The organism is Streptomyces sp. V1I1 (genome assembly GCF_030817355.1).
Classification (GTDB): Bacteria; Actinomycetota; Actinomycetes; order Streptomycetales; family Streptomycetaceae; genus Streptomyces.
In genome coordinates this window covers 7,696,844-7,718,430 of the sequence record NZ_JAUSZH010000001.1, presented here as the reverse complement: position 1 = coordinate 7,718,430, position 21,587 = coordinate 7,696,844, and the positions used below count along the sequence as shown (strand labels likewise).

Annotated in this window: 17 protein-coding genes; 10 read left to right on the top strand and 7 right to left on the bottom strand. The window is 69.4% G+C overall.

What is annotated here, in order from left to right; genetic code table 11:
- Positions 1-237: 237 nt before the first annotated feature.
- Complete coding sequence (locus tag QFZ67_RS36140) at positions 238-1,254, top strand: alcohol dehydrogenase catalytic domain-containing protein (RefSeq protein ID WP_307665255.1); 1,017 nt, start codon at positions 238-240, stop codon at positions 1,252-1,254.
- A gap of 2 nt (positions 1,255-1,256) precedes the next feature.
- Positions 1,257-1,985, top strand: a complete 729-nt coding sequence (locus QFZ67_RS36135) for a hypothetical protein (protein WP_307665254.1) — start codon at positions 1,257-1,259, stop codon at positions 1,983-1,985.
- Positions 1,986-2,072: 87 nt separating this feature from the next.
- On the opposite strand, the gene QFZ67_RS36130 is transcribed toward QFZ67_RS36135, so the two are convergent.
- Positions 2,073-2,630, bottom strand: coding sequence for a TetR/AcrR family transcriptional regulator (locus QFZ67_RS36130; RefSeq protein ID WP_307665253.1), 558 nt, complete (start codon positions 2,628-2,630; stop codon positions 2,073-2,075).
- 221 nt (positions 2,631-2,851) lie between these two features.
- On the opposite strand from QFZ67_RS36130, the gene QFZ67_RS36125 reads away from it, so the two are divergent.
- Positions 2,852-4,297 (top strand): glyceraldehyde-3-phosphate dehydrogenase, encoded by a 1,446-nt coding sequence (locus tag QFZ67_RS36125; RefSeq protein ID WP_307665252.1) that lies wholly within the window; start codon positions 2,852-2,854, stop codon positions 4,295-4,297.
- A gap of 268 nt (positions 4,298-4,565) precedes the next feature.
- Here the strand turns inward: QFZ67_RS36125 and QFZ67_RS39220 are convergent, their stop codons facing one another.
- The 3 genes from QFZ67_RS39220 to QFZ67_RS36110 form a co-directional block, all read right to left on the bottom strand.
- Positions 4,566-4,919: a molybdopterin cofactor-binding domain-containing protein gene (locus QFZ67_RS39220; RefSeq protein ID WP_373430257.1), complete on the bottom strand. Its 354-nt coding sequence runs from the start codon at positions 4,917-4,919 to the stop codon at positions 4,566-4,568.
- A 661-nt stretch (positions 4,920-5,580) separates the two neighbouring features.
- The gene (locus QFZ67_RS36115) at positions 5,581-6,771 is read right to left on the bottom strand and encodes an acyl-CoA dehydrogenase family protein (protein WP_307665251.1); all 1,191 of its coding nucleotides are present in this window, start codon (positions 6,769-6,771) and stop codon (positions 5,581-5,583) included.
- Between the two features lie 101 nt (positions 6,772-6,872).
- Positions 6,873-8,051 carry a serine hydrolase domain-containing protein gene (locus tag QFZ67_RS36110; RefSeq protein WP_307665250.1) on the bottom strand — a complete coding sequence of 393 codons (1,179 nt, stop codon included), beginning with the start codon at positions 8,049-8,051 and terminating at the stop codon, positions 6,873-6,875.
- Positions 8,052-8,225: 174 nt separating this feature from the next.
- Here QFZ67_RS36110 and QFZ67_RS36105 point away from each other — a divergent pair, with 174 nt between their 5' ends.
- On the top strand, positions 8,226-9,278 hold the full coding sequence (locus tag QFZ67_RS36105; protein ID WP_307665249.1) for an enoyl-CoA hydratase/isomerase family protein: 1,053 nt from the start codon (positions 8,226-8,228) through the stop codon (positions 9,276-9,278).
- 49 nt (positions 9,279-9,327) lie between these two features.
- Here QFZ67_RS36105 and QFZ67_RS36100 read toward each other — a convergent pair whose 3' ends face one another.
- Positions 9,328-11,454 (bottom strand): PP2C family protein-serine/threonine phosphatase, encoded by a 2,127-nt coding sequence (locus QFZ67_RS36100; RefSeq protein WP_373430168.1) that lies wholly within the window; start codon positions 11,452-11,454, stop codon positions 9,328-9,330.
- A 240-nt stretch (positions 11,455-11,694) separates the two neighbouring features.
- The gene (locus QFZ67_RS36095) at positions 11,695-15,183 is read right to left on the bottom strand and encodes a phosphodiester glycosidase family protein (protein ID WP_307665248.1); all 3,489 of its coding nucleotides are present in this window, start codon (positions 15,181-15,183) and stop codon (positions 11,695-11,697) included.
- A 254-nt stretch (positions 15,184-15,437) separates the two neighbouring features.
- Here QFZ67_RS36095 and QFZ67_RS39215 point away from each other — a divergent pair, with 254 nt between their 5' ends.
- The 6 genes from QFZ67_RS39215 (at position 15,438) to QFZ67_RS36070 (ending at position 20,734) form a co-directional block, all read left to right on the top strand.
- Positions 15,438-15,521, top strand: a complete 84-nt coding sequence (locus QFZ67_RS39215) for a putative leader peptide (protein ID WP_351446407.1) — start codon at positions 15,438-15,440, stop codon at positions 15,519-15,521.
- Positions 15,522-15,734: 213 nt separating this feature from the next.
- A complete protein-coding gene (locus tag QFZ67_RS36090; protein WP_307665247.1) occupies positions 15,735-16,751 on the top strand; it encodes an ABC transporter substrate-binding protein in 1,017 nt (338 codons plus the stop codon).
- Between the two features lie 4 nt (positions 16,752-16,755).
- Positions 16,756-17,568 carry an ABC transporter ATP-binding protein gene (locus tag QFZ67_RS36085; RefSeq protein ID WP_307665246.1) on the top strand — a complete coding sequence of 271 codons (813 nt, stop codon included), beginning with the start codon at positions 16,756-16,758 and terminating at the stop codon, positions 17,566-17,568.
- Positions 17,565-18,455: an ABC transporter permease gene (locus QFZ67_RS36080; RefSeq protein WP_307665245.1), complete on the top strand. Its 891-nt coding sequence runs from the start codon at positions 17,565-17,567 to the stop codon at positions 18,453-18,455. Before QFZ67_RS36085 ends, QFZ67_RS36080 begins: the two co-directional genes overlap by 4 nt.
- Positions 18,456-18,465: 10 nt before the next feature.
- Positions 18,466-19,800 (top strand): LLM class flavin-dependent oxidoreductase, encoded by a 1,335-nt coding sequence (locus QFZ67_RS36075; RefSeq protein WP_307665244.1) that lies wholly within the window; start codon positions 18,466-18,468, stop codon positions 19,798-19,800.
- A gap of 37 nt (positions 19,801-19,837) precedes the next feature.
- Complete coding sequence (locus tag QFZ67_RS36070) at positions 19,838-20,734, top strand: TauD/TfdA family dioxygenase (protein WP_307665243.1); 897 nt, start codon at positions 19,838-19,840, stop codon at positions 20,732-20,734.
- Between the two features lie 92 nt (positions 20,735-20,826).
- Here the strand turns inward: QFZ67_RS36070 and QFZ67_RS36065 are convergent, their stop codons facing one another.
- A complete protein-coding gene (locus QFZ67_RS36065; protein ID WP_307665242.1) occupies positions 20,827-21,489 on the bottom strand; it encodes an LAETG motif-containing sortase-dependent surface protein in 663 nt (220 codons plus the stop codon).
- Positions 21,490-21,587: the final 98 nt, after the last annotated feature.

Genomic DNA, 21,587 nt, shown 5'->3' with positions numbered 1-21,587 from the left:
CGATACATGTCACCTGCCCAAAGCCCTGACCTGCACTGGTGTCAGTTCAGTTTCGCCCATCGGCGAGCCCGCTTGCAGAGCTTTGTCGTCACTTGGGCACACGATCACGGGCGCGGGAGACACACGCCCGAGGAGGCGACCGGCGCCAGGGCCCTCGTCGGCTTGACGGACCCCAAGACGACCGGTCATTATGAATCGATAAGACGACCGGTCACTTTGCCTCAACGAAGGAGCGCCATGTCCACATACCGAGCGTTCGAAGTCACAGGGTCACGAAATTTCGAGCTGGTGGAGCGCGCGACGCCGGAGCCACCGCCGGGGCATGTACGCCTGCGGGTCGAGACCTGCGGCGTCTGCCACTCCGACGTCCTGGCCGTCGAGGGGATGCGGCCCGACCCGTCCTCGTCGGTGGTCCCCGGGCACGAGGTCGTCGGCGTGATCGACGCGGTCGGCCCCGGGGTGACGACATGGCGGGTCGGCGAGCGCGTGGGCGTAGGTTTCCTGAACGGCCACTGCGGAGTGTGCGACTTCTGCCGACGTGGTGACTTCGTCAACTGCGAGGACCAGCCGCAGACGGGAAGCGACGTCGACGGCGGCTACGCGGAGATAGTGGTCGCCAGGGCCAGCGGCCTCGTACGGATCCCGGAGGGGATGAGCCCCGTCGACGCGGCGCCGCTCCTGTGCGCAGGACTGACGGTGTTCAGCGCGCTCCAGCAGATCGACAGCGCCCCCGGCGCGCTGGTGGCCGTGCAGGGGATCGGCGGCCTCGGGCATCTGGGCGTGCAGTACGCGAACAGGCTCGGGTTCCGCGTCGCGGCGATCGCCCGGGGCACCGGGAAGGCGGAGCCGGCCAAGCGGCTCGGCGCCGACCACTACATCGACAGCTCCGCAGAGAACGCCGGCGAGGCGCTGCAAAAGCTCGGCGGCGCGGCCGCGGTCGTCGCGACCGCCGCGAGCGGTGCCTCGATGTCGCCGCTGGTTTCCGGACTGGCGCCGCGCGGCCGAATGGTGGTCGTCGGTGCCGCCTTCGACCCGATCGAGGTGCAGACCACCGACCTGATCTTCGGCACCCGTACGGTCAGCGGAAGTCTGACCGGCAGCTCCATCGACAACGAGGACAACCTCCGGTTCGCCGAGGCCCGGGATGTCCGTCCCATGACCGAAGTCATGCCGCTCGCCCAGGCCCCCCAGGCCTACGAGCGCATGATGTCCGGCGAGGCCCGTTTCCGTATCGTTCTGAATGTGGCGGTCTGACAATGAATGAGAACAGCACCCTCAAGGGTCTGACCATCGCCGCGCACGGCGGCCTCGACCGATGGAACGAGTACACGTCCCTCACCGCACACCTCCGCAACGGCGGTCCGCTGTGGGGGCTCAAGGGCCAGGACGGTGTCCTCACCGATGCCCATCTCCGCGTCGACCTGCACCGTCAGTTCGCCAGCCACTTCCCGGTCAAGGAGGAGGGGCGGCGTACGGCCCTCACCCCGAAGCGCGTCGCCATCGAGACCGACTCGGGTGAGGTCCTGGCCGAACGGGACAACCCGCGGGACTCCTTCGCGGGGCACGTCCTCGAAACCCCGTGGGACGAGCTGCAGTTGGCGTACTTCGCCGGATACGCGATGTGGACGTATCTGACCGCCCCCTTCTCGTTCACCATGCCCGGCTTCGAGACCGAGGAGCTGACGCCCTGGGAGGAGGACGGGCAGACCTGGCGGCGGCTGAAGGTGACGTTCCCCGATGACATCGCGACCCACTCCAAGGAGCAGACCTTCTACGTCGGCAGCGACGGTCTCTTCGAGCGGCACGACTACAACGCCGAGGTTGTCGCGGGCGGCCCGGCCGCGCACTACCCCTCGGAGTACCGGGAGTTCGACGGGATCATGATCCCGACGAAGCGACGGGTCTACGCCCTCAACGAGGACGGAACGGCCAACCGGGATCTGCTGCTTGTCACCATCGACCTCGACGGGATCACGTTCGAGTGACGTGCGGTGCCACCACCGAGCCTCCGGCCGCCTGCGGCCGGGGGCTCGGTCGTCGAAACCGTAGAACCGTGAATTCGCCAAGAGGCGTCAGGGGAGTAGCGTGCCGAACACCGTGTCGAAGAACACCTCGTAGGAGTCCTCCGAATGCTCGGACCGGGCGGAGATGAGCGTGCCCTCCCAGGCGTTCAGAATGAACCGGGCGAGCGTCTTCGCGTCCGTGGTCGCCGTCACCTGGCCCGACTCCTGCGCCTGGGCGATCGGAGCCGCGAGCGCCTGCGCCCAGCTCTCCAAGCTGAGTCGTACCGCCTCGCGGATCATGTCGCTGTGGTCGGCCATCTCCGTGCCGAAGCCGCCGATGAGGCAGCCGCGGGTGAAGTCCCTGGTGGTGTTCTCGTCGCGGAGGAACTCGAAGTGCTGCCGCAGCCGCAGCACTGGATCGACGGACGCGTCGGTGAGCTCCCGGAGCCGGCGGCTCTCGCCGTACCGCTCCAAGGCCACCACGGCCAGCGCTTCCTTGCTCTCAAAGTGGTTGTAGAACGACCCCTTCGGGACCCCCGCGCTGTTGGTGATGTCTTTGACGCCCGCCGCGTTGAACCCGCGCGCATGGAACTGCTCGACCGCCGCCTCGACGATCTCCTCGCGCATGCTCCTTCTGGCCACCGGGAGTACCCCCTCGCAGCAATATGACCAATCATCTTAAGCCACAAAAACCTTACCATGCAGCGTCCTCCGCCTCCGGGACCGGAGCGTTGCATGACGGGGCGGACCCGCAGTCCGTCTCGTTGGCCTACCGCAGGGGGCCGTTTGAATGATCAAAGTGGCGGGGGGTTAGCATCTGAGCACCGCCTAGCTCGAAAGATAAACCTGTGACTGTCAATGACGACTCGTTCACCAACTGGAAGAACCGCGAGGAGATCGCGGAGTCGATGATCCCAATCATCGGGAAGCTACACCGGGAGCGGGACGTCACGGTCCTGCTTCACAGCCGCTCCTTGGTGAACAAGTCGGTGGTCAGCATCCTCAAGACCCACCGATTCGCCCGGCAGATCGCCGGTGAAGAACTCTCGGTCACCGAGACGCTGCCGTTCCTGCAGGCTCTGACCACGCTCGATCTCGGGCCTTCCCAGATCGACATCGGCATGCTCGCCGCGGTGTACAAGACCGACGACCGCGGGCTCTCGGTGGAGGAGTTCACCGCGGAGGCCGTCACCGGCGCCATGGGTGCCAACAAGACCGAGCGCCGCGAGGGGCGTGACGTCGTCCTCTACGGCTTCGGCCGCATCGGCCGGCTCGTCGCCCGCCTGCTCATCGAGAAGGCCGGCTCCGGCAACGGCCTGCGACTGCGCGCCATCGTCGTCCGGCAGGGCGGCGACCAGGACATCGTCAAGCGCGCCTCTCTGTTGCGCCGCGACTCCATCCACGGCCAGTTCCAGGGCACGATCTCCGTCGACGAGGCGAACAGCACGATCATCGCCAACGGCAACGAGATCAAGGTGATCTACGCCAACGACCCGTCGGAGGTCGACTACACGGCGTACGGCATCAAGGACGCCATCCTCATCGACAACACCGGCAAGTGGCGCGACCGCGAGGGCCTGTCGAAGCACCTGCGCCCCGGCGTCGACAAGGTCGTCCTGACCGCGCCGGGCAAGGGCGATGTTCCCAACATCGTGCACGGCGTCAACCACGACACGATCAAGCCGGACGAGCAGATCCTGTCCTGCGCGTCCTGCACCACCAACGCGATCGTCCCGCCGCTGAAGGCGATGGCGGACGAGTACGGCGTCCTGCGCGGCCACGTGGAGACCGTCCACTCGTTCACCAACGACCAGAACCTGCTGGACAACTACCACAGCTCCGACCGCCGCGGCCGCTCCGCGCCGCTCAACATGGTCATCACCGAGACCGGTGCCGCCTCCGCGGTCGCCAAAGCGCTCCCCGGCCTCAAGGCGCCGATCACCGGCAGCTCGATCCGCGTCCCGGTGCCCGACGTCTCGATCGCGATCCTCAGCCTGCGGCTCGGGCGTGAGACCACCCGCGAGGAGGTCCTCGACTACCTCCGCAACGTGTCGCTGACCTCGCCGCTCAAGCGCCAGATCGACTTCACCACCGCCCCCGACGCGGTCTCGAGCGACTTCATCGGCTCGCGTCACGCCTCGATCGTCGACGCAGGCGCCACCAAGGTGGACGGCGATAACGCGATCCTCTACCTGTGGTACGACAACGAGTTCGGCTACTCCTGCCAGGTCATCCGCGTCGTCCAACACGTCTCCGGGGTGGAGTACCCGACCTACCCCGCCCCGGTGGTCTGATCTCGGCGGACTGTCCGATCCGGTGTCCGGGGCGGCACCACGGCTACGAGAGCCGCGAGGAGGAGCTCTTGCTCCTCCTCGCGGACTTCGCCGGGCGAACTCGCCGAGGTGCCGGCTCAGCCGTTCCGCCTGCGATTCTGGGCCGATCATGGTCGTGTCGAGCACACGCCGGACTTCCTCGGCGCCGAGGTACCCGGCGTAGTCGGCGGCAGCGGCGTTGACGTCCTCCTGCCGCGTTTCGTACTCCCGCTCCAGTCCGGGCAGGTGTTCATTTGCTCAGGCCGTCGGCACCGACTGGTATTCGTTGAGCCGGCTGTAAATCCGTTCCGGAGTCAGGGGCAGCGCGCGGTAGCGGACGCCCGTGGCGTCGTGGAGCGCATTCGCCAACGCGGGGGCCACCGGGTTGATACAGCATTCCGCCATCCCCTTCGACCGCATGGGCCCAACGGAATCCGCCGAGTCCGCCAGGAGCACGTCGGTGCGGGGCACTGGTGCGGACGTTCAGACGACCGTTCTCCATCCAGGCAATCGAGCCGTGGGTCTCCAGATGCGCGTGTTGCACTCGCGGTGAGGAGTACGTGCCTTCGTGGATCACGTCGGCTTCGGCGAACCCTGCGTCGATATCGCCGATGTGCGAATGGATCTCGAGCAAGATGTTGTGGACGGGATCGCGGACGAATGGACTGTCCGCGCCGTGTAGCTGTGGCGCCCCCTCGGCCATTGCCTCTTCGGGGTCGAATACTGCCGGCATTACCTCGTATTCGACGACGACCCTCCGGCAGCCCTCTTCTGCCGCCCGACCGTGTCGGCCAGGACCGCAACGACGCGTTGGCCGACGAAGCGGACCGTGTTGTCGAGGATGAAGGTGTCGTCCGGGTCAGCGTGAAGCGGCGGTGCGCGGTGCGTTTCCTCAGGGCGCGCGCCGGGATGTTGATGCGCCGCAGAATTTCCCCCGGAGTGAGAATGTTCCGATTGTTGCCGGTCACGAAGTCCAGGGAATCGACGTTGCGCGCGGACCCGTCAGGAGCCCACAGCTCGTACTTTGCTTCGAGTGCGACCGTCAGCGTGATCATTGGGCCAGCAGGCAAGGACATGCAGATATGCCGCCGACGGTCGCCGAGTTCCAGTCTTTGAACGAGGACAAGAACGCCTCGCAGCTCTTCGCGAAAAGGGTGCCCGCGATCCAATCACCTTGCGGCGCAAGGACATACAGGTCACGGATGGTGCACGTTGCGCCGATTTCGAGACCCGCGTCGCTCGGGTCGTTGTGAGTCACACGGACGCTAACGCCGTACTCGCGGCATCCCGAGCCCGATCCAGGAGATGATCTCCCGCTGGATCTCGTTGTTGCCGCCGCCGAAGGTGAAGATCACGGCGGAGCGGTAGCCGCGCTCCAGCTCGCCGTGGAGGACGGCGCCGGCCGAGCCCTCCTTGAGGGAGCCTGCCGAGCCGACGACTTCCATCAGCCAGGCGTACGCGTCACGGCGCGCTTCGGAGCCGTAGACCTTGACGGCGGATGCGTCCTGCGGGGTGAGCGTGCCTGCCTGGACGGCTCCCACCATCTGCCAGTTGAGCAGCTTCATGGCGTCGAGCTTGGTGTGGGTCTGTGCGAGGCGACCGCGCACCCAGCCGAGGTCGATGACGCGGCGGCCGTCTGCGAGTTTGGTGTCCATGGCCCACCGCTGCACATCGTGCAGGGCTCGGATCGCCATGGTGCCGTGCGCGGCGAGGGTGACTCGCTCGTGGTTGAGCTGGTTGGTGATCAGCCGCCAGCCCTTGTTCTCCTGGCCGACGCGGCGGGAGGCGGGCACCTTGATGTTCTCGTAGTAGCTGGCGGTGGTGTCGTGCGAGGCGAGGGTGTTGATGATGGTGCAGGAGTAGCCGGGGTCGGAGGTCGGCACCAGCAGCATGGTGATGCCCTTGTGGGGCGGGGCTTCGGGGTCGGTGCGCACGGCGAGCCAGACCCAGTCGGCGGTGTCGCCGTTGGTGGTCCAGATCTTCTGTCCGTTGACGGTGTACGTGCCGGTTTCCTCGTAGCCTTCCCGGACCGCACGGGTCTTGAGGGCGGCGAGGTCGGTGCCCGCGTCGGGCTCGCTGTAGCCGATGGCGAAGTCGATCTCGCCGGAGAGGATCTTCGGCAGGAAGTAGGCCTTCTGCTCCTCCGTGCCGAACTGCATGATTGTCGGGCCGACGGTGTTGAGGGCCATCAGTGGCAGCGGTACTCCGGCCTGGGCGGCCTCGTCGAAGAAGATGAACTGCTCCATGGGGCTGAGGCCGCGGCCGCCGTACTCCTTGGGCCAGCCGACGCCGAGCCAGCCGTCGGTGCCGAGGCGGCGCACGGTCTCGCGGTAGAAGCGCTTCTGCTCGATCGGGTCGGCGTACCGGGCGTAGACGTTGTCCGGCACGAGTTCGGCGAAGTACGTGCGCAGCTCGGCGCGCAACTGCTGCTGCTCAGGCGTGTATTCGAGGTGCACGGCCCCTCCAGGAGTCTCGCGATCCGTCCCATGCGCGGCGGCGCACACAGTAGAACGTGTTGCAAGAATCTGGAAGGGCCGTCGGCCGATTCGGGATCCGTCTAGGCAGGCAGCTGAACCGCCTCGTACAAGGCATCGACCAGCGCCATCTTCCGTGGATCGTCGGCGATGTTGGGGCCCATGCGATTCATGACATAGCCGAGGCTGATGCCCGCCTCCGGGTCGGCCAGGCCGCAGGAGCCGCCGAAGCCGTCGTGTCCGAAGGCGCGGGGGTTGGGTCCGTACGAACCGTTCTCGCCGCTCAGCCAGAGGCCGAGCCCGACCTCCGTCTCGTTCTCGAACCCTGCACCGAGCACCAGGTCCCGGCAACTGCCCTGGCCTTCGCGGACGCGTTCGGCCGCTTCGGGGGACAGCAGGCGCCGGCCCGCGAACTCGCCGCGGCCCGCGAAGATCCCGTAGAGCGCGGCGACCGACCGGGCGGTGCCATGGCCGTTGGCGGCGGGGATGTGGGCAGCGCGCCAGGCGGGCGTGTTGGCGTCCGCCGCTCCGACGATGGGGTTGACCAGGGCCGCCAGGGCGGCAGGCTGCAACTGGGCGAAGATTGCCGCCTGTTCGCTGCTCGACGCGGCCGGCGGATGCACCAGCTCGGCGACGCGTCCCGCCTCCTTCTCCGGCAGACCGATGGTGAAGTCGATACCGAGCGGCCCGGTGACCTCCTGGTGCAGAAACTCTCCCGGGAGCTGCCCGGTGATGCGCCGGATAACTTCGCCGACCAGGAACCCGTATGTCATCGCGTGATACCCGGACTGCGTGCCCGGCTCCCACCAGGGCTCGGTGGCGGCGAGGCGAGCGCAGGTCAGCTCCCAGTCGTAGAGCTGGTCGATGCTGTGCGGCTCGCGCAGCCCGGCCAGGCCCGCGCGGTGCGAGAGCAGATGACGTACGGGAATAGCCTCTTTGCCGGCCGCGGCGAACTCCGGCCAGTAGGTGGCGACGGGGGCGTCCAGATCGAGCAGCCCCCGGTCGGCGAGCAGATGCGCGCACAGGGCGGTGGGGCCCTTGGTCGTCGACCACACATTGACCAGCGTCTCCCGCTCCCACGGGCGGGTGCGCGCCTCGTCGGCCCAGCCGCCCCACAGGTCGACGACGCTCTCTCCGTCGAGGAACACGGTCACGGCCGCGCCGAGTTCGCCGCGGGCACGGAAGTTCTCCTCGAAGGCGGTGCGCACCGCCTCGAAGCGTTCGTCGCAGTGGCCTGCGATCTGTGGTGCGTGCTCTGACATGGGGGCCTCCGTCGCCTCGGACCGGTTGTCCGGCCTGCCGGTATCCGGCTCACCCAGGAACGTACCGACTGGTCGGACTGGCGGGAAGAGCCCGAACGCAAGGCGCGCCCGACGGAGCCGTCGCCGCGTGAGCGAGGATGGACCGAGGAGATCCACACCCCGGAAGGAACACCGATGGCCCTCGACGACTCCGTACTGCTGCGCACCGAGGGCCGCGCGGGGTACATCACTCTCAACCGTCCCCGTGCTCTCAACGCCCTCACCCACCCGATGGTCCGCACCATCGACGCGGCGCTCGTACAGTGGGAGCAGGACGAAGCCGTCGCGGTCGTGGTGGTCTCCGGAGCCGGTGAACGGGGGCTCTGCGCGGGCGGCGACATCCGCGCCATTCACGCGGACGCGCTGGCGGGCGGGAACACGTCGTTCGACTTCTGGCGGGACGAGTACCGCCTCAACGCCCGTATCGCCCGCTACTCCAAGCCCTATGTCGCCCTCATGGACGGCATCGTCATGGGCGGCGGCGTCGGCGTCTCCGCGCACGGCGACGTACGCGTCGTCACCGAGCGCTCCGCCGTCGCCATGCCGGAGACGGGCATCGGCTTCGTGCCGGACGTTGGTGGTACGCATCTGCTCGCACAGGCTCCCGGGGAGCTCGGCACTCATCTCGCGCTCACCGGCACGGCGGTGGGCGCGGCCGACGCACTGCTGTGCCGGCTCGCCGATCACTTCATACCGTCGAGCCGGCTGGCGGAGCTCACCGCGTCGCTCGCCGGGCTGGATGTGGCCGAGGCGGTGCGGCTGTGCGCGCAGGCCGCGCCCGAAGGTGAACTGGCCCGGCACCGCGAGTGGATCGACGACTGTTACGCCGCCGAATCCGTGGAGGAGATCCTCGACCGGCTGCTCGACTGCGGCGACCCGGCGGCGAAAGAGGCCGCCGAGACGATCCTCACCCGGTCCCCCACCTCGCTGAAGGTGACGCTCGCCGCGCTGCGCCGGGCCCGGCAGCTGGGAGTGCTGGAGCCGGTGCTCGACCAGGAGTACCGCGTTTCGTGTGCCGCTTTCTCGTCGCCCGATCTGGTGGAGGGCGTACGGGCACAGGTCATCGACAAGGACCGCAGGCCGCGTTGGTCGCCCGCGGAGCTGTCGGAGGTGACGGACGCGGATGTGGCCCGGTTCTTCGCGCCCCTCGGGGACGGCGAACTGCGGCTCTCCAGCTCGACCAGGTGAACGTGTGCGATCGCTCCCGATCACGCCTGATCGTGCGGCCCCGCTCTGCTCAGACTTCCGGGCGGAGCAGCAACAGCGCCGTGTCGTCGCTGCGTTGACGGCTGCGCGTCGCGTGGCGGATCAGGCTGTCGGCCAGCGCTTCGAGCGGCTGGTCGGCGGTGCTTGCCAGTAGTGCGGCCAGGTCCGCCAGGGCGTCGTCGATGTCGACGCCGGGCACCTCGATCAGACCGTCCGTGTACAGGACCAGTACGGATCCCGGGGGCAGCGGCACCACCGTGGTGGGGTAGGCGGCCAACCGGTCGACGCCGAGCAGCGGGCCGCCTGCCAGATCCAGGACGTGGACCCGGCCGTCCGGATCGCGGAGCAGCGGCTGGGGGTGTCCGGCTCGGGCCAGCAGGCCGCGGCCGGCCAGCCGGTCGAGATGGAGATAGACGCAGCTGGCCAGCAGATCCGCGTCTAGGTCGATCAGCAGCCGGTTGGTGCTCTCCATGACCTGGCCGGGCGGCTGGCCGACCGCCGTATAGGCGCGGACGGCGGTGCGGACCTGGCCCATCAGCCCGGCGGCGGTGACGTTGTGGCCTTGCACATCTCCGATGACCGCGTCGCCGGTACGCATCAGGTCGTAGAAGTCGCCGCCGATGTCCATGCCCTGGGTGCCGGGCAGATAGCGCGCGGCGACCTCCAGGCCGGGCAGGGTGGGCAGGGAGTGCGGCAGCAGGGCGGACTGGAGACCGTGGGCCAGCCGGTGTTTGGTGTCGTAGAGCCGGGCCCGTTCAAGTGCCTGGGCGATGAGGCCGCCGAGACTGGTGAGGACGGCGCGCTCGTCGGTGGAGAAGTGGTGCGGCTCCGAGTAGCTGAGTACGCAGGTGCCTACGGGCCGTCCGGAGGCGATCAGCGGCAGATAGGCCCAGGCGGCCATGCCGTCACGGGTCGCGTAGCGCGCGGGATAGATGTGCTCCAGCTGTTCGCGCGACTCGAAGAAGGACGGCACTCCGGTCGCGAGCGCCTGCGCGCCGGGCGTCTGGGCGGCCAGGGGCATGCCGTCGAACCGGTCGACGGTCTCCGGGTTCTGGTAGCCGCGCTGGCCCAGGACGCGCAGCCGCCCGGCGTCGGACGCGAGCATGACCAGCGCGCGGCTCCCGACGGCCGGCATGATCTCGTCCGCGACCAGCTCGATCACGTCGGACACGCCGACGGCCTCGGTCAGCGCGCTGGCCAGGTTGAGGATGTGGGATATCGCCACCAGGCCCGCGGGTTGCTGCGACGGTGCGTCGTAGGGCATCTCCTGGACGGTTCCGCGGGCCGGGGTGATGTGCACGCTGATGCCGCTTCTGCTGGGGTGGAAGCGGAACATCAGCCAGTCCTGCGGCGGGCGCAGCGCCACGAAGGACGTGGCGTGCTGGCTGATCAGAGCCGCCCGGTAGCGGTCTTCGTACACCGGGTCGTTCAGCCATGGCAGGGCTGACCACAGCAGGTTGCCCAGCAGCCCCGACGAGGGGAGGCCGAGCAGTTCGCCGGCCGCGGGGTTGGCGTAGGTCACGTGTCCGTTCACGTCCAGGGAGCACATGCCGTCCGGCACCCGCGCCAGCATGTGCACGGCCTCTACCGCGCCGCTCGTCCCGGTCATGGCGGCGGGCCCCAGGAAGTCTGCCTCGGGGACGACGGGGCGGCCCTGCTGCGCGGCGCGCGCCAGCCGCAGGGCGAGGCGGTCGCAGGCGGCGGTGAGACGGCCGACCTCACTGGCGGATATCTCGGGCGGATGGGAGCCGGGCCAGGTGACGAAGACGGCGCCGTACGTGGTGTCGGCGGTAGCGATGGGCAGGGCGGCGAGGGCGAACGGATAGGGCAGGACCACCGCGATGCGTGGATAGCGGCGGGCCATGTCCTCCTCGCCGGAGACCCAGATCAGCTTCCGCTCGCGCGTCGCCTCGGCGACGGGGATGGGCGAGCCGATCGAGACGCGTTCCCAGGGCGCGGCGAAGGCGCGGGGCAGCCCGGCCATGACGGCCATCTCGAGGACCTGCTCGTCGTGCGCGAGCAGGTAGACGGCTCCGGAGTGGGCCTGGACATCGTCCATCATCCCGGCGAGCGCGAGCGACAGGAGAGGGTGGGAGCCCTCGCCCCCGCCGTCCGGTTCTACGGCTTCTGCGGCCCGTGAGGCGAGCGGATCGGACAAGGGGAACCACCTCCTCCGGAACGCTCACGACCAAGGCTGCCCGCTGCGGGGGCTTCCCGCACGGCGAGCGGGGGCACCCGGTCCGCCCCTGTACGGCCATGCCTCGCCGTGTCTCCGGAGCGGGGCACAGTGGGGGCCGCGTAGCCGGCCCCCACCGGGTGCGCAGCCGGCCCCTCCGGGTGCGAGGCCGGCCCCGCACCCTCTCCGGATGCGAGGCCGACTCCGCGCAAGCAGGTGTGTCTAGGCCGCCCGGCCCACCCCCGCTCCCTCCGCCGCTATGCGGACCTCCGTACGTTGCGTCACGCCGGCCACCGTCACCGCCAGCGTGACCGTCCCCGGCCGCAGGGCCGTCAGCCGGCCCGTCGTCGGGTCGAACGCCGCCGCGTGCCGGTGGCGGGCGTCCTCCGGGGCACCGATGTACAGATTCGGCGAGCCCGTCCAGTCCGCGCTCAGCGGGAAAGCCACCGGAACCCTGCGCGCACCCTGAGTGACCGTCGCGCCGGCATCCTCGCTGTCGCCGGGGCGCAGTGCCGCGGGCGCGTCCAGGGTGAGGCCGTCAACGTGCGCGCGGGTCTGGACGGAGACCCAGTCCGGGCCGCCCTCCCACGGCCTGGCACGGCCCGCCGACTGCTCGCCCCGCGAGACCTTGTCGACGCCGAGCAGCGACCAGCCGGTGAAGCCGCCCTCGTCCGCCGGGCCCGCCGGACTCTTGCCCGAGTTGCCGTTGACCAGATACGGCACGCCGTCCACGTGCTCGGCGTGGAAGACGCCGACATGGCTGCCGACGAGCCCCGCGCCCTTGCCCGTCGTACGGCGGAACTCCGCGAGCCACTGCTCGATCAGCGCCGCCTCCTTGCGGTCGCTCAGCTGGCTGCCCTTCTGGACGTTCGGGTCGCGCGGCGGCACATGCTCGACGACCATCACCGAGCCGACGTCCGGGTCCTTCGCCGCCGCGTCGAGCTGCGCCCGCACCTCCTTGATCTGGTCGAAGCCGCCGCCGCGCAGGGTCAGGCTCGACGTGTCCAGCGTCAGAAAGCGCGTGCCGCGATGGTCGAACGTACGGTGCGCGGGGCCGAATTCGGTGATGAAGTTGTCGATCTTCCCGCCCATCACCTCATGGTTGCCGGGCACGTAGTACCAGGGCACCTCGTCCCCCAGCTCCTCGGTCAGCACACGCCGCGCGAACGCGAGGTCCGCGGGCGAACCCTCGTCGACCAGGTCGCCGTTGACGACGACGAAGTCGGGCCGTGTGGCCTTGATCTCCCGCAGAGTCCGCCGCGCCTGCGCCACGATCGCACTGTCGGGGTCACGGGCGACGAACTGCGCGTCGGACATGACCGCGAACTGCCAGTCCCTGCCCTCGGTTTCGGCCGCGGGATCGATCAGCGGATCGGCCGTACGCGGCTGTTCGGGCAGGTCGACGGTCGGCGGCAGCTGCGCGGCGAGACCGTCGATCACGATCTTGCCGGTGTACTGCTTGGCGGCAGCGGTCTCGGCCAGATAGAAGCGGTGAACCGACAGCGGCATCGCGGCCCCGGGCGGGACGGCGAAGGCTACCTGCCGCCAGCCGGTCCAGGTGACGTACGGGCCGCGCAGCAGCTGGTCGGATCCGGCCGCGTCCTTGAGGTGCAGCGTCGGCCACGCGCCCTTCCCGTCGCCCTTGATCCAGAGCGTGAAGGACTGCGACTGGCCCGGGACGGCGATCTGCCGCGGCGGGTTGGCGTACGCGGCGCGGGTCGCGGTCGACTGCGTGAAGTCGTAGCTGAGCTCCAGGCCGGTGCCGCTCTGCCCGTCGGGCGTCGCCGCGACCGAACCGCTCGCGCGCGCCTGGCTGAAGGTCCACGACGCCGCGTCGTCGAAGGCCGACACCGGCTGCTCGGCGAGGCCGACGCTGACGGCGAGGACGGTGGTGACGCCGGCGACGGTCGCCGTGATCCGCCCGGCGCCGCCGCCCGTACGGGAGGTGACGGCGAAGGAGCCCCGGCCGTCGTCGCGTATGTCGAATTGCGTGTGGTCGTAGGCGAGTTGCACATCGCCGGGTTCCACGGGCGCGCTGTTGCCCTGCGCGTCGAGGCCGAGGATGCCGAACGCGCCGGTGGCGCTCGCGTCCGCGAGGCCGACACGCCGGGTGGTCGGCTCGATCCGGGCAAGGTCGTCGAGGACGGTCAGCTCGGTGCTGCCGTGGGCGCCGGCGCGTTCGGCACGGATCTCGGTGGTGCCGCTGTGCCGCGCCCGGAACAAGCCGTGGCCGTCGACCCGGCCCACCGAGGGCCGTACGGCACGCCAGTGCGGCGTTCCCGCAGCAGGTCCGTACGTCTCGTCGTATCCGGCGGCGGTGAGCCGACGGGTCAGTCCGGGGAACACCCGCTCGGGGTGGCCGCCCTTGACCGGGTCGGCGGTGGGGGCGCTACCGGCGGGGGTGCGGGTCTCGACCCAGAAACCGCGTAGCCGTCCGCTGCCGTCGGGCGCGGTGAGCGCGAGACCGTTGGGTACCGTGCGCTCGCTGCCGTCGGAGGGGCTGTTCTCCACCTGGAGGGCGTCGCTGCCGGGCTCGCGCGCGAGCAGCGTCGACGATCCGCCGCCGTCGAGGTTGAGCGCGCTTTGCGCGCCGGCCTGTTTCATCATCAGGCCGAGCTCGGTGAGGGTGACGCCGCCGCTGTCGGCCTGCCTGCCGTCGACGGTGATGACCTGCATCGCGCTGCCGTCCTTGGAGAAGCCGACGGCGGTGCGGGGGGCGGCGGTGTTGTTTCCCTCGCCCTCGTGGTTCTGGGGTACGCCGTCGACGACGAGGAGTTCACGGCCGCCGACCGCGGTGCGCGGGACGGGTCCGCTGTCGGTGCGCGGACGGTACTCCAGGGACACCGGGTCGCCGGGGCGCAGCGCGGCGAGGAGTCCGGCGCCGGCCTCCCGTCCGACCAGAACGGTGGTGTCCGGGGCGATCGGCCCGGTGCCGGGCCTGCCCGTGACCGCGACGACTTTGCCGTCCCGTACGAGCGCTTCGGCGACGGGAGTTGCGGCGTCCACGGTCAGGGCACGGTCGGCGGTTCCCCAGGCCACGGTGTACGCGCCGATACCGCCGGCCGGGACGTTCGCGGCGTTGTACGCGGTCAGCTGGTGCGTTCCCGAGGGCAGCGTCAGGGTGCCGTCGAAGTAGAGCTGCAGGACGCGTCCCGCGCTCCCGGGGCCGATGCCGACGGCCCGGTTGGCGCCGGTGGCCGGCGAGTGGGTGACCTTGCCGTCCTTGATGCCGGGGCCCTGCGGAGCGCCGGTCTGGTTGATGTCGAAGAAGTCGGCGTTGATGGCGGCGACGGTGCGCCGGCCGGGTCCGGCGTCGTGACCGGCGGCGAGTTCGGAGACGGTACGGCGCTCGGCGACCTTGCCCGAGGAGAGGTAGTCGGCCTGTGCGCCGCTGCCGGCGAGATCGACGGAGAGTGCGTCGACCCGCAGCCACTTGTTGGATTCGAGCCGGTCGTACGAGGTGAGGCGGATACCCGGGGCGATCGGCCGGGAGCTGCGCGCGGTCTCGATACCGTCGCCGTCGGCAGTGGCTCTGGGACGTCCGGCCGGGGCGCTCGCAGGCGGCGGGGCGAGGGGGCGCAGTACTTCGGCCGCGTCACGGGGACGGGGGTCGGGGGTGGAATCGGCGACGGCGGGGGACAGCGCCCCCGCCGTCAGTGCGGACACCGTCGCGACCAGCACGACGGAGCGTCTTGCTCTGCCAAGGCCCACAACTACTCCTGGAATACGGCTTGTTGAGCACGTAGTAAGCGCTGTCGGCGCACAGCATCGCGGCGCTCGAGGGAACGTACCAGGGGCCGCGGGAACACGGGGAAGAACAGCGGCCGTCAGGACCGTGGACACTCCGCGGCCGTGACAGCCGTCCGACAGTCCACATTCGCGAAAGAAAGCCGTAACAATTCACGATGCGAGACGATTTCCGAAAGGCATTGACGTGACCGGAAATCGCTGCCACTCTCACCGTTGTGAGTCAAGCTGACATTCTCGTATCGCGCCTGCACGTCGATCTTCGACGGCACGCCAGCGCACTCTGTGCCGCCGGCCGCTGAAACACGCGCAGCTGACTTCTTCATCCGCGTCCGGCCCCTGCTCCAGGGGCTTCTGACGGGCTGAGCACCTCGCTCCCCGGCCCTCCCGCGGTAATTACTTGGGCAGGAATTCCCCCATTCTCCTGCCAATGCGTTCCCACCCCTACCTGAATTCATCGCGCCTTTCCCGGTGAATTTCCAGGCATCTTCGCGTACCCCGAAACGGAATGACTGATGACCTCCACCAGACGCACCTTCCTTGTGCTCTCAGGACTCTCCGCGCTGGCGGCTGCGGGCTGCGGCACAGCGAGCGGCAGCGGCGTCCGCAACACCAGGACGCTCCGCTACCAGGGTTCGGCCGGCGCGGTGAACCCGGCCGAACTCGCCGCGGCCCTCGGCTATTTGGAGGACCTGAAGCTCGACTGGGTCGGCAACACCATCAGCGGCCCGCAGGACATCCAGTCCGCCGCCTCCGGTCAGATCGACTTCGGGGGCGCATTCAACGGCGCAGTGGTCAAGCTCGCCTCCCGCAAGGCTCGCATCAAGGCCGTCATCAGCTACTACGGCTCCGACAAGTACGCCTACAGCGGCTTCTACGTCGCCGAGAAGAGCGCCATCCGCCGGCCCCGCGACCTCATCGGCAAGAAGGTCGGCATGAACACCCTCGGCGCCCACGCCGAGGCGATGCTCGACATCTACCTCAAGAAGAACGGCCTGAGCAGGGCAGAAGCCGAGCAGGTCGAGCGGATCGTCGTACCGCCAGTCAACACCGAACAGTCGCTGCGCCAGCGGCAGATCGACGTGGCCGTCCTCGGCGGCATCCTGCGCGACAAGGCGCTGCAGACCGGCGGCATACGCAAGATCTTCAGCGACTTCGAGCTGCGCGGGGGCTTCAGCGCAGGCACCTATGTGCTGACAGAGCGCTTCATCGAACAGAACCCGGAGACGGTGCGGACCTTCGTCACCGGCGTGGGCAAGGCCCTGGACTGGTCCCGTACGACACCGCACGAAGAGGTCGTCGCCAAGATGACCGAGATCCTCACCAAGCGGAAGCGCAACGAGAGCGCCGACGCGCTCAAGTACTGGCGCTCCTACGGTGTCTCCGCGCCCGGCGGCCGGATCGACGAGCAGGAGATTTCCGTCTGGGCCGACTGGCTCACCGAGCGGGGAGACCTCAAGTCCGGCCAGGTGAAGGTCCCCGACCTGTACACCAACAAGTTCAACAAGGGCGCCACGAAGGCGGGGAGTTGACCCCATGACCACGGCGAAGATCAGCTTTCAGGGCATCGGCAAAACCTTCCCCGTACGCGGAAAGCGACAGCCCGTCACCGCGCTGGACGGTATCGATCTCGACATCGCCGCCGGGGAGTTCGTGGTTGTCGTCGGCCCCAGCGGCTGCGGGAAATCCACCCTGCTCGACCTGCTGGGCGGGCTCTCCGAGCCCACCTCGGGCCGGATCCTGCTGGACGGCGAACCCATCTCGGGCCCGGGTCTGGACCGCGGCATCGTCTTCCAGCAGTACGCCCTGCTCCCCTGGCGCACCGCCCAGGGCAATGTCGAGTTCGGGCTTGAAGCCACCCGGGTGCCGCGCCGCGAACGGGCCGAGCGGGCCCGGGAGTATCTGGCGCTCGTCGGGCTCACCGGCTTCGAGGACCGCCATCCGCACGAGCTCTCCGGAGGTATGCGCCAGCGTGTCGCCATCGCCCGCAGCCTCGCCTACGACCCCGATGTGCTGCTGATGGACGAGCCGTTCGCCGCGCTCGACGCGCAGACCCGGGAGTCGCTCCAGGACGAGCTGCTGCGGATCTGGCAGCGCACCGGCAAGACGATCGTGTTCATCACGCACGGCATCGACGAGGCGGTCCGTCTGGGGCAGCGGGTCGCCGTGCTTACCTCCCGGCCCGGCCGGATCAAAGAGATCGTGCCGATCGACCTGGGTGAGAGAGGCGCCGACGCCGATCCGCGGTCCAGCCCCGAGTTTGCGCACCACCGACATCAGATCTGGAGCCTGCTGCGCGATGAGGTCAGCCGGGCCCAGAAGGAGGAGCTGGAGGCCGTAACGCCATGAGCATCACCACCGAGAAGGCGTCGGCAACCGCCGTCGATGTGAGCGGCGCGGCGCGGCACACCGATCCGGCGCTCGCGCCCCCCGCCCGCACCGGCGCACTGCGGGCTCCCCTGCGGAGCGCCGGCCGGGCCCTGCTTGCGGTGTTCACCCGGACCGTCGCGATCGCGGCGCTGCTCGCGCTGTGGGAGACCGCGCCCCGCCTCGGCCTCGTCGACCGTACTTTTCTGCCGCCGTTCTCCGAAGTCGTCATCGCCTGGTGGCAGCTGCTGCTCGACGGGCAGCTCGTCGAGCACACGCAGGCCAGCCTCGGGCGATCGCTCACCGGCTTCGGGTTCGCGGTCGTCGTCGCCGTACCGCTCGGCCTGCTGATCGGCTGGTACAAGCCGCTCGCGGATCTTCTCGGGCCACTCCTCGAGGTCTTCCGCAACACCGCGGCACTGGCGCTGCTGCCGGTCTTCGTGCTGCTGCTCGGCATCGGCGAGACCTCGAAGATCTCCATCGTCCTCTATGCGTGCACCTGGCCGATCCTGCTGAACACCATCAGCGCCGTACGCAGCGTCGATCCGACCCTGCTGAGGCTCGCCAGGTCAATGGATCTGCCCGCACCGCGGATCTTCCAGAAAGTGATCCTGCCCGCCTCGGTACCGACGGTATTCACCGGCATCCGGCTGGCCGGCGGGTTCGCGATCCTCGTCCTCGTCGCCGCCGAGATGGTGGGCGCCAAGGCCGGGCTCGGCTACCTCGTCAACGCCTCGCAGTTCAACTTCGCGATACCCGAGATGTATGCCGGGATCATCACCATCTCCGCCATCGGCGTGATCTTCAACCAGCTGCTCGTAGCCCTGGAACGCCGCTTCACGTCCTGGCGCACCCCGACCGGAAACTGAGGATTCACCCATGCCCGCCGACATCCCACGCCAGTTCCATCTCAACGCGTTCCTGATGAACGCCGGTCATCACGATGCCGCCTGGCGCCATCCGCGCACCCAGCCCGAGCGGATCACCGATCTCTCGTACTTCCAGGAGCTGGCCCGTACCGCCGAACGCGGCAGGCTCGACTCGCTGTTCCTCGCGGACGGCGTCGCGCTGTGGGGCAACGCCCGCTACAACGCGGTCGGCGGGTTCGAGCCGCTGACACTGCTGTCCGCGCTGGCTGTCGCCACCGAGCACATCGGGCTGATCGCGACCGTCTCGACCACCTTCAACGAACCCTTCCATGTGGCGCGCAAGTTCGCCTCGCTGGACCACATCAGCGGCGGCCGGGCCGGCTGGAACATCGTCACCTCCGGAAATGTCGCCGAGGCCAGGAACTTCGGCCTCGAAGAGCATCTGGAGCACGCTCTGCGCTACGAGCGCGCCGCCGAGTTCCTCGACGTGACCAAGAAGCTGTGGGACAGCTGGCTGGACGACTCGCCGGTGATCGACCGCGAGCGCGGCGTCTACTCGGAGGAGGGCGCCGTACGGGCGATCGAGCACCGCGGCACCCACTTCCGGGTCGACGGGCCGCTCAACGTACAGCGCTCGCCTCAGGGACATCCTCTGCTGGTGCAGGCCGGGTCGTCGGAGGACGGCAAGGAGTTCGCGGCCCGGTACGCGGAGGCGGTGTTCACCGCCCAGCAGACTCTCGCCGACGGCCAGACCTTCTACAAAGACCTCAAGTCGCGGCTCGCGAAGTACGGCCGCACACCGGAACAGTTGAAGATCCTGCCCGGCATCTGCCCGATCATCGGCGGCACCGAGGCCGAGGCGCTGGCGCTGGAGGACGAGCTCACAGGGCTGCAGGTCCCGGAGTACGGGCTCCAGCAGCTGTCCGGGATGCTCGGCACGGACCTGAGCGGACTGCCGCTGGACGGACCGCTGCCCGAGCTCCCCGAGGAGCAGGACATCAACGGCAACAAGTCCCGCTTCACGCTGGTCGCGGACCTCGCCAGGCGCGAGCAGCTCACCATCCGGCAGCTCATCGCCCGGCTCGGCGGCGGCCGCGGCCACCGGGTCTTCGCCGGTACGCCCGAGCAGATCGCGGACCAGCTGGAGCAGTGGTTCACCGAGGGCGCGGCAGACGGCTTCAACATCATGCCGCCGTATCTGCCCGGCGGACTCGACGACTTCGTCGACCAGGTCGTCCCCCTGCTGCAGGACCGGGGGCTGTTCCGCACCGAGTACGGCGGCCGCACCCTGCGCGACCACTACGGCCTGGAGCGCCCGGCAGGCCGGCCGGGCCCTGCCCACTGAACCCCGTTCATTCACCGCCAGAGAAAGGCAGTTCCGCATGACCAGCACCGGTTTCGACATTCGCCGGATCGGCGGCCGTATCGGCGCCGAGATCCTCGGCGTCGACATCTCCACCGACCTCGACCCCGCCGTCGTCACCGAGATCAACGCGGCGCTCGTCGAGCACAAGGCGCTCTTCTTCCGCGACCAACAGCTCGACGACGACGCTCAGCTACGGTTCGCCTCGCTGTTCGGCGAGCTCACCACCGCGCACCCCACAGTGCCGTCCGTCGAGGGCCAGCCGCACATCCTGCCGGTCGACGGCGACGAGGGCATCCGCGCCAACCAGTGGCACACCGACGTCACGTTCCTGCGCACCCCGCCCAAGGCGTCCACGCTGCGCAGCCTCGTGTTGCCGCCGTACGGCGGCAACACCCTGATCGCCAACTCGGCGGCCGCCTACCGGGATCTGCCCGAGGCGCTGCGCGAGCTGGCCGACCGGCTGTGGGCCGTCCACACCAACGCGTACGACTATGCAGAGCCGAAGACCGAGAAGGCCGCCGAGCACCGCAGGCAGTTCGTCTCGAGGAAGTACCGCACCGAACACCCGGTGGTGCGCGTCCACCCCGAGTCGGGCGAGCGCGGCCTGTTCGTCGGTGGCTTCGCGCAGTCTCTGGTGGGCCTGTCCCAGTCCGAGTCCCGTGACATCCTGCGGATCCTCCAGTCGTACGTGACCCGCCCGGAGAACGTCGTCCGCTGGACCTGGGCGCCGGGCGACCTGGTCCTCTTCGACAACCGCAGCACGCAGCACTACGCGCCCGACGACTACGGCGATTTTGCGCGTCTGCTGCACCGGGTGACGGTCGCGGGCGATGTCCCTGTCGGCGTCGACGGTGGGCTCAGCCGGGTCGTCGAGGGCGACGAGGCGGCGCACTACACGCCGGCCGCGGCCTGACAACGAAGCGGGGCGGGTGGGCCGTCTCTCGACGGCCCACCCGCCCCGCTTCGGCGACGCGCCGCGGTTCGTCCCGCGGCAGCGCGCCGGGGTCAGTGCTGGGCGCTACGCCGCTTGCGCGCGGCCCACATGACGCCGCCACCCGCGACGATGATCGCGGCGGCAGCGCCGGCGATCAGCGGAGTTGAGCTGGAGGAACCCGTCTCGGCCAGGTCACCCGAGGGGGAGCTCGGCTTGGCCGACGGCGGCACCTCGGCGGAGCTGGTGGAACTGCTCGGCGTGGGAGTGGCCGTGGTGGGCGTGTCCGAGGGAGTCGGCGTGGCCGACGGGGTCGGGGTGGCCGGCGGAGTCGGGGTGGCCGGCGGAGTCGGGGTGGCCGGCGGAGTCGGGGTGCTGTCCTCGCAGACCGGCGCCTTCTTGGTCTCGTCGCGCGAGAAGTTGTCGCCGTCGCCGGCCTTCACCACCAGGCGGACGGAGAGCTCGCTGCTGTGCTTGGGCAGCTCGAGCTTCTTGTGGAACTCCGCCTTGAACGTCTCGGTGGGCAGCAGGTCCTTGCCGTCCACGGTGACGGTCACGGTGTTGTCGGCCTGGGAGTTGTAGCGGGTCAGGTCTATCTGGACCTCGGTGCAGGTCACCGACCACACCGGGGTGTGCGCCTGCGCCGGGCCGGCGGCCAGGCCGACGCCGAAGACGCCGGCCGTCGCCACCGCTACCAGGGCCCCCGAACGGCGCCACGATCTCTTGATTGCTGTCATTAAGTCCTCCACGGTTGCCGCGCCACCACCCATATGGCGGTGCGCGCACAGTACCGCCACACTCCCAGGGGCCTGCACCCACCCCACCCCTCTCATTT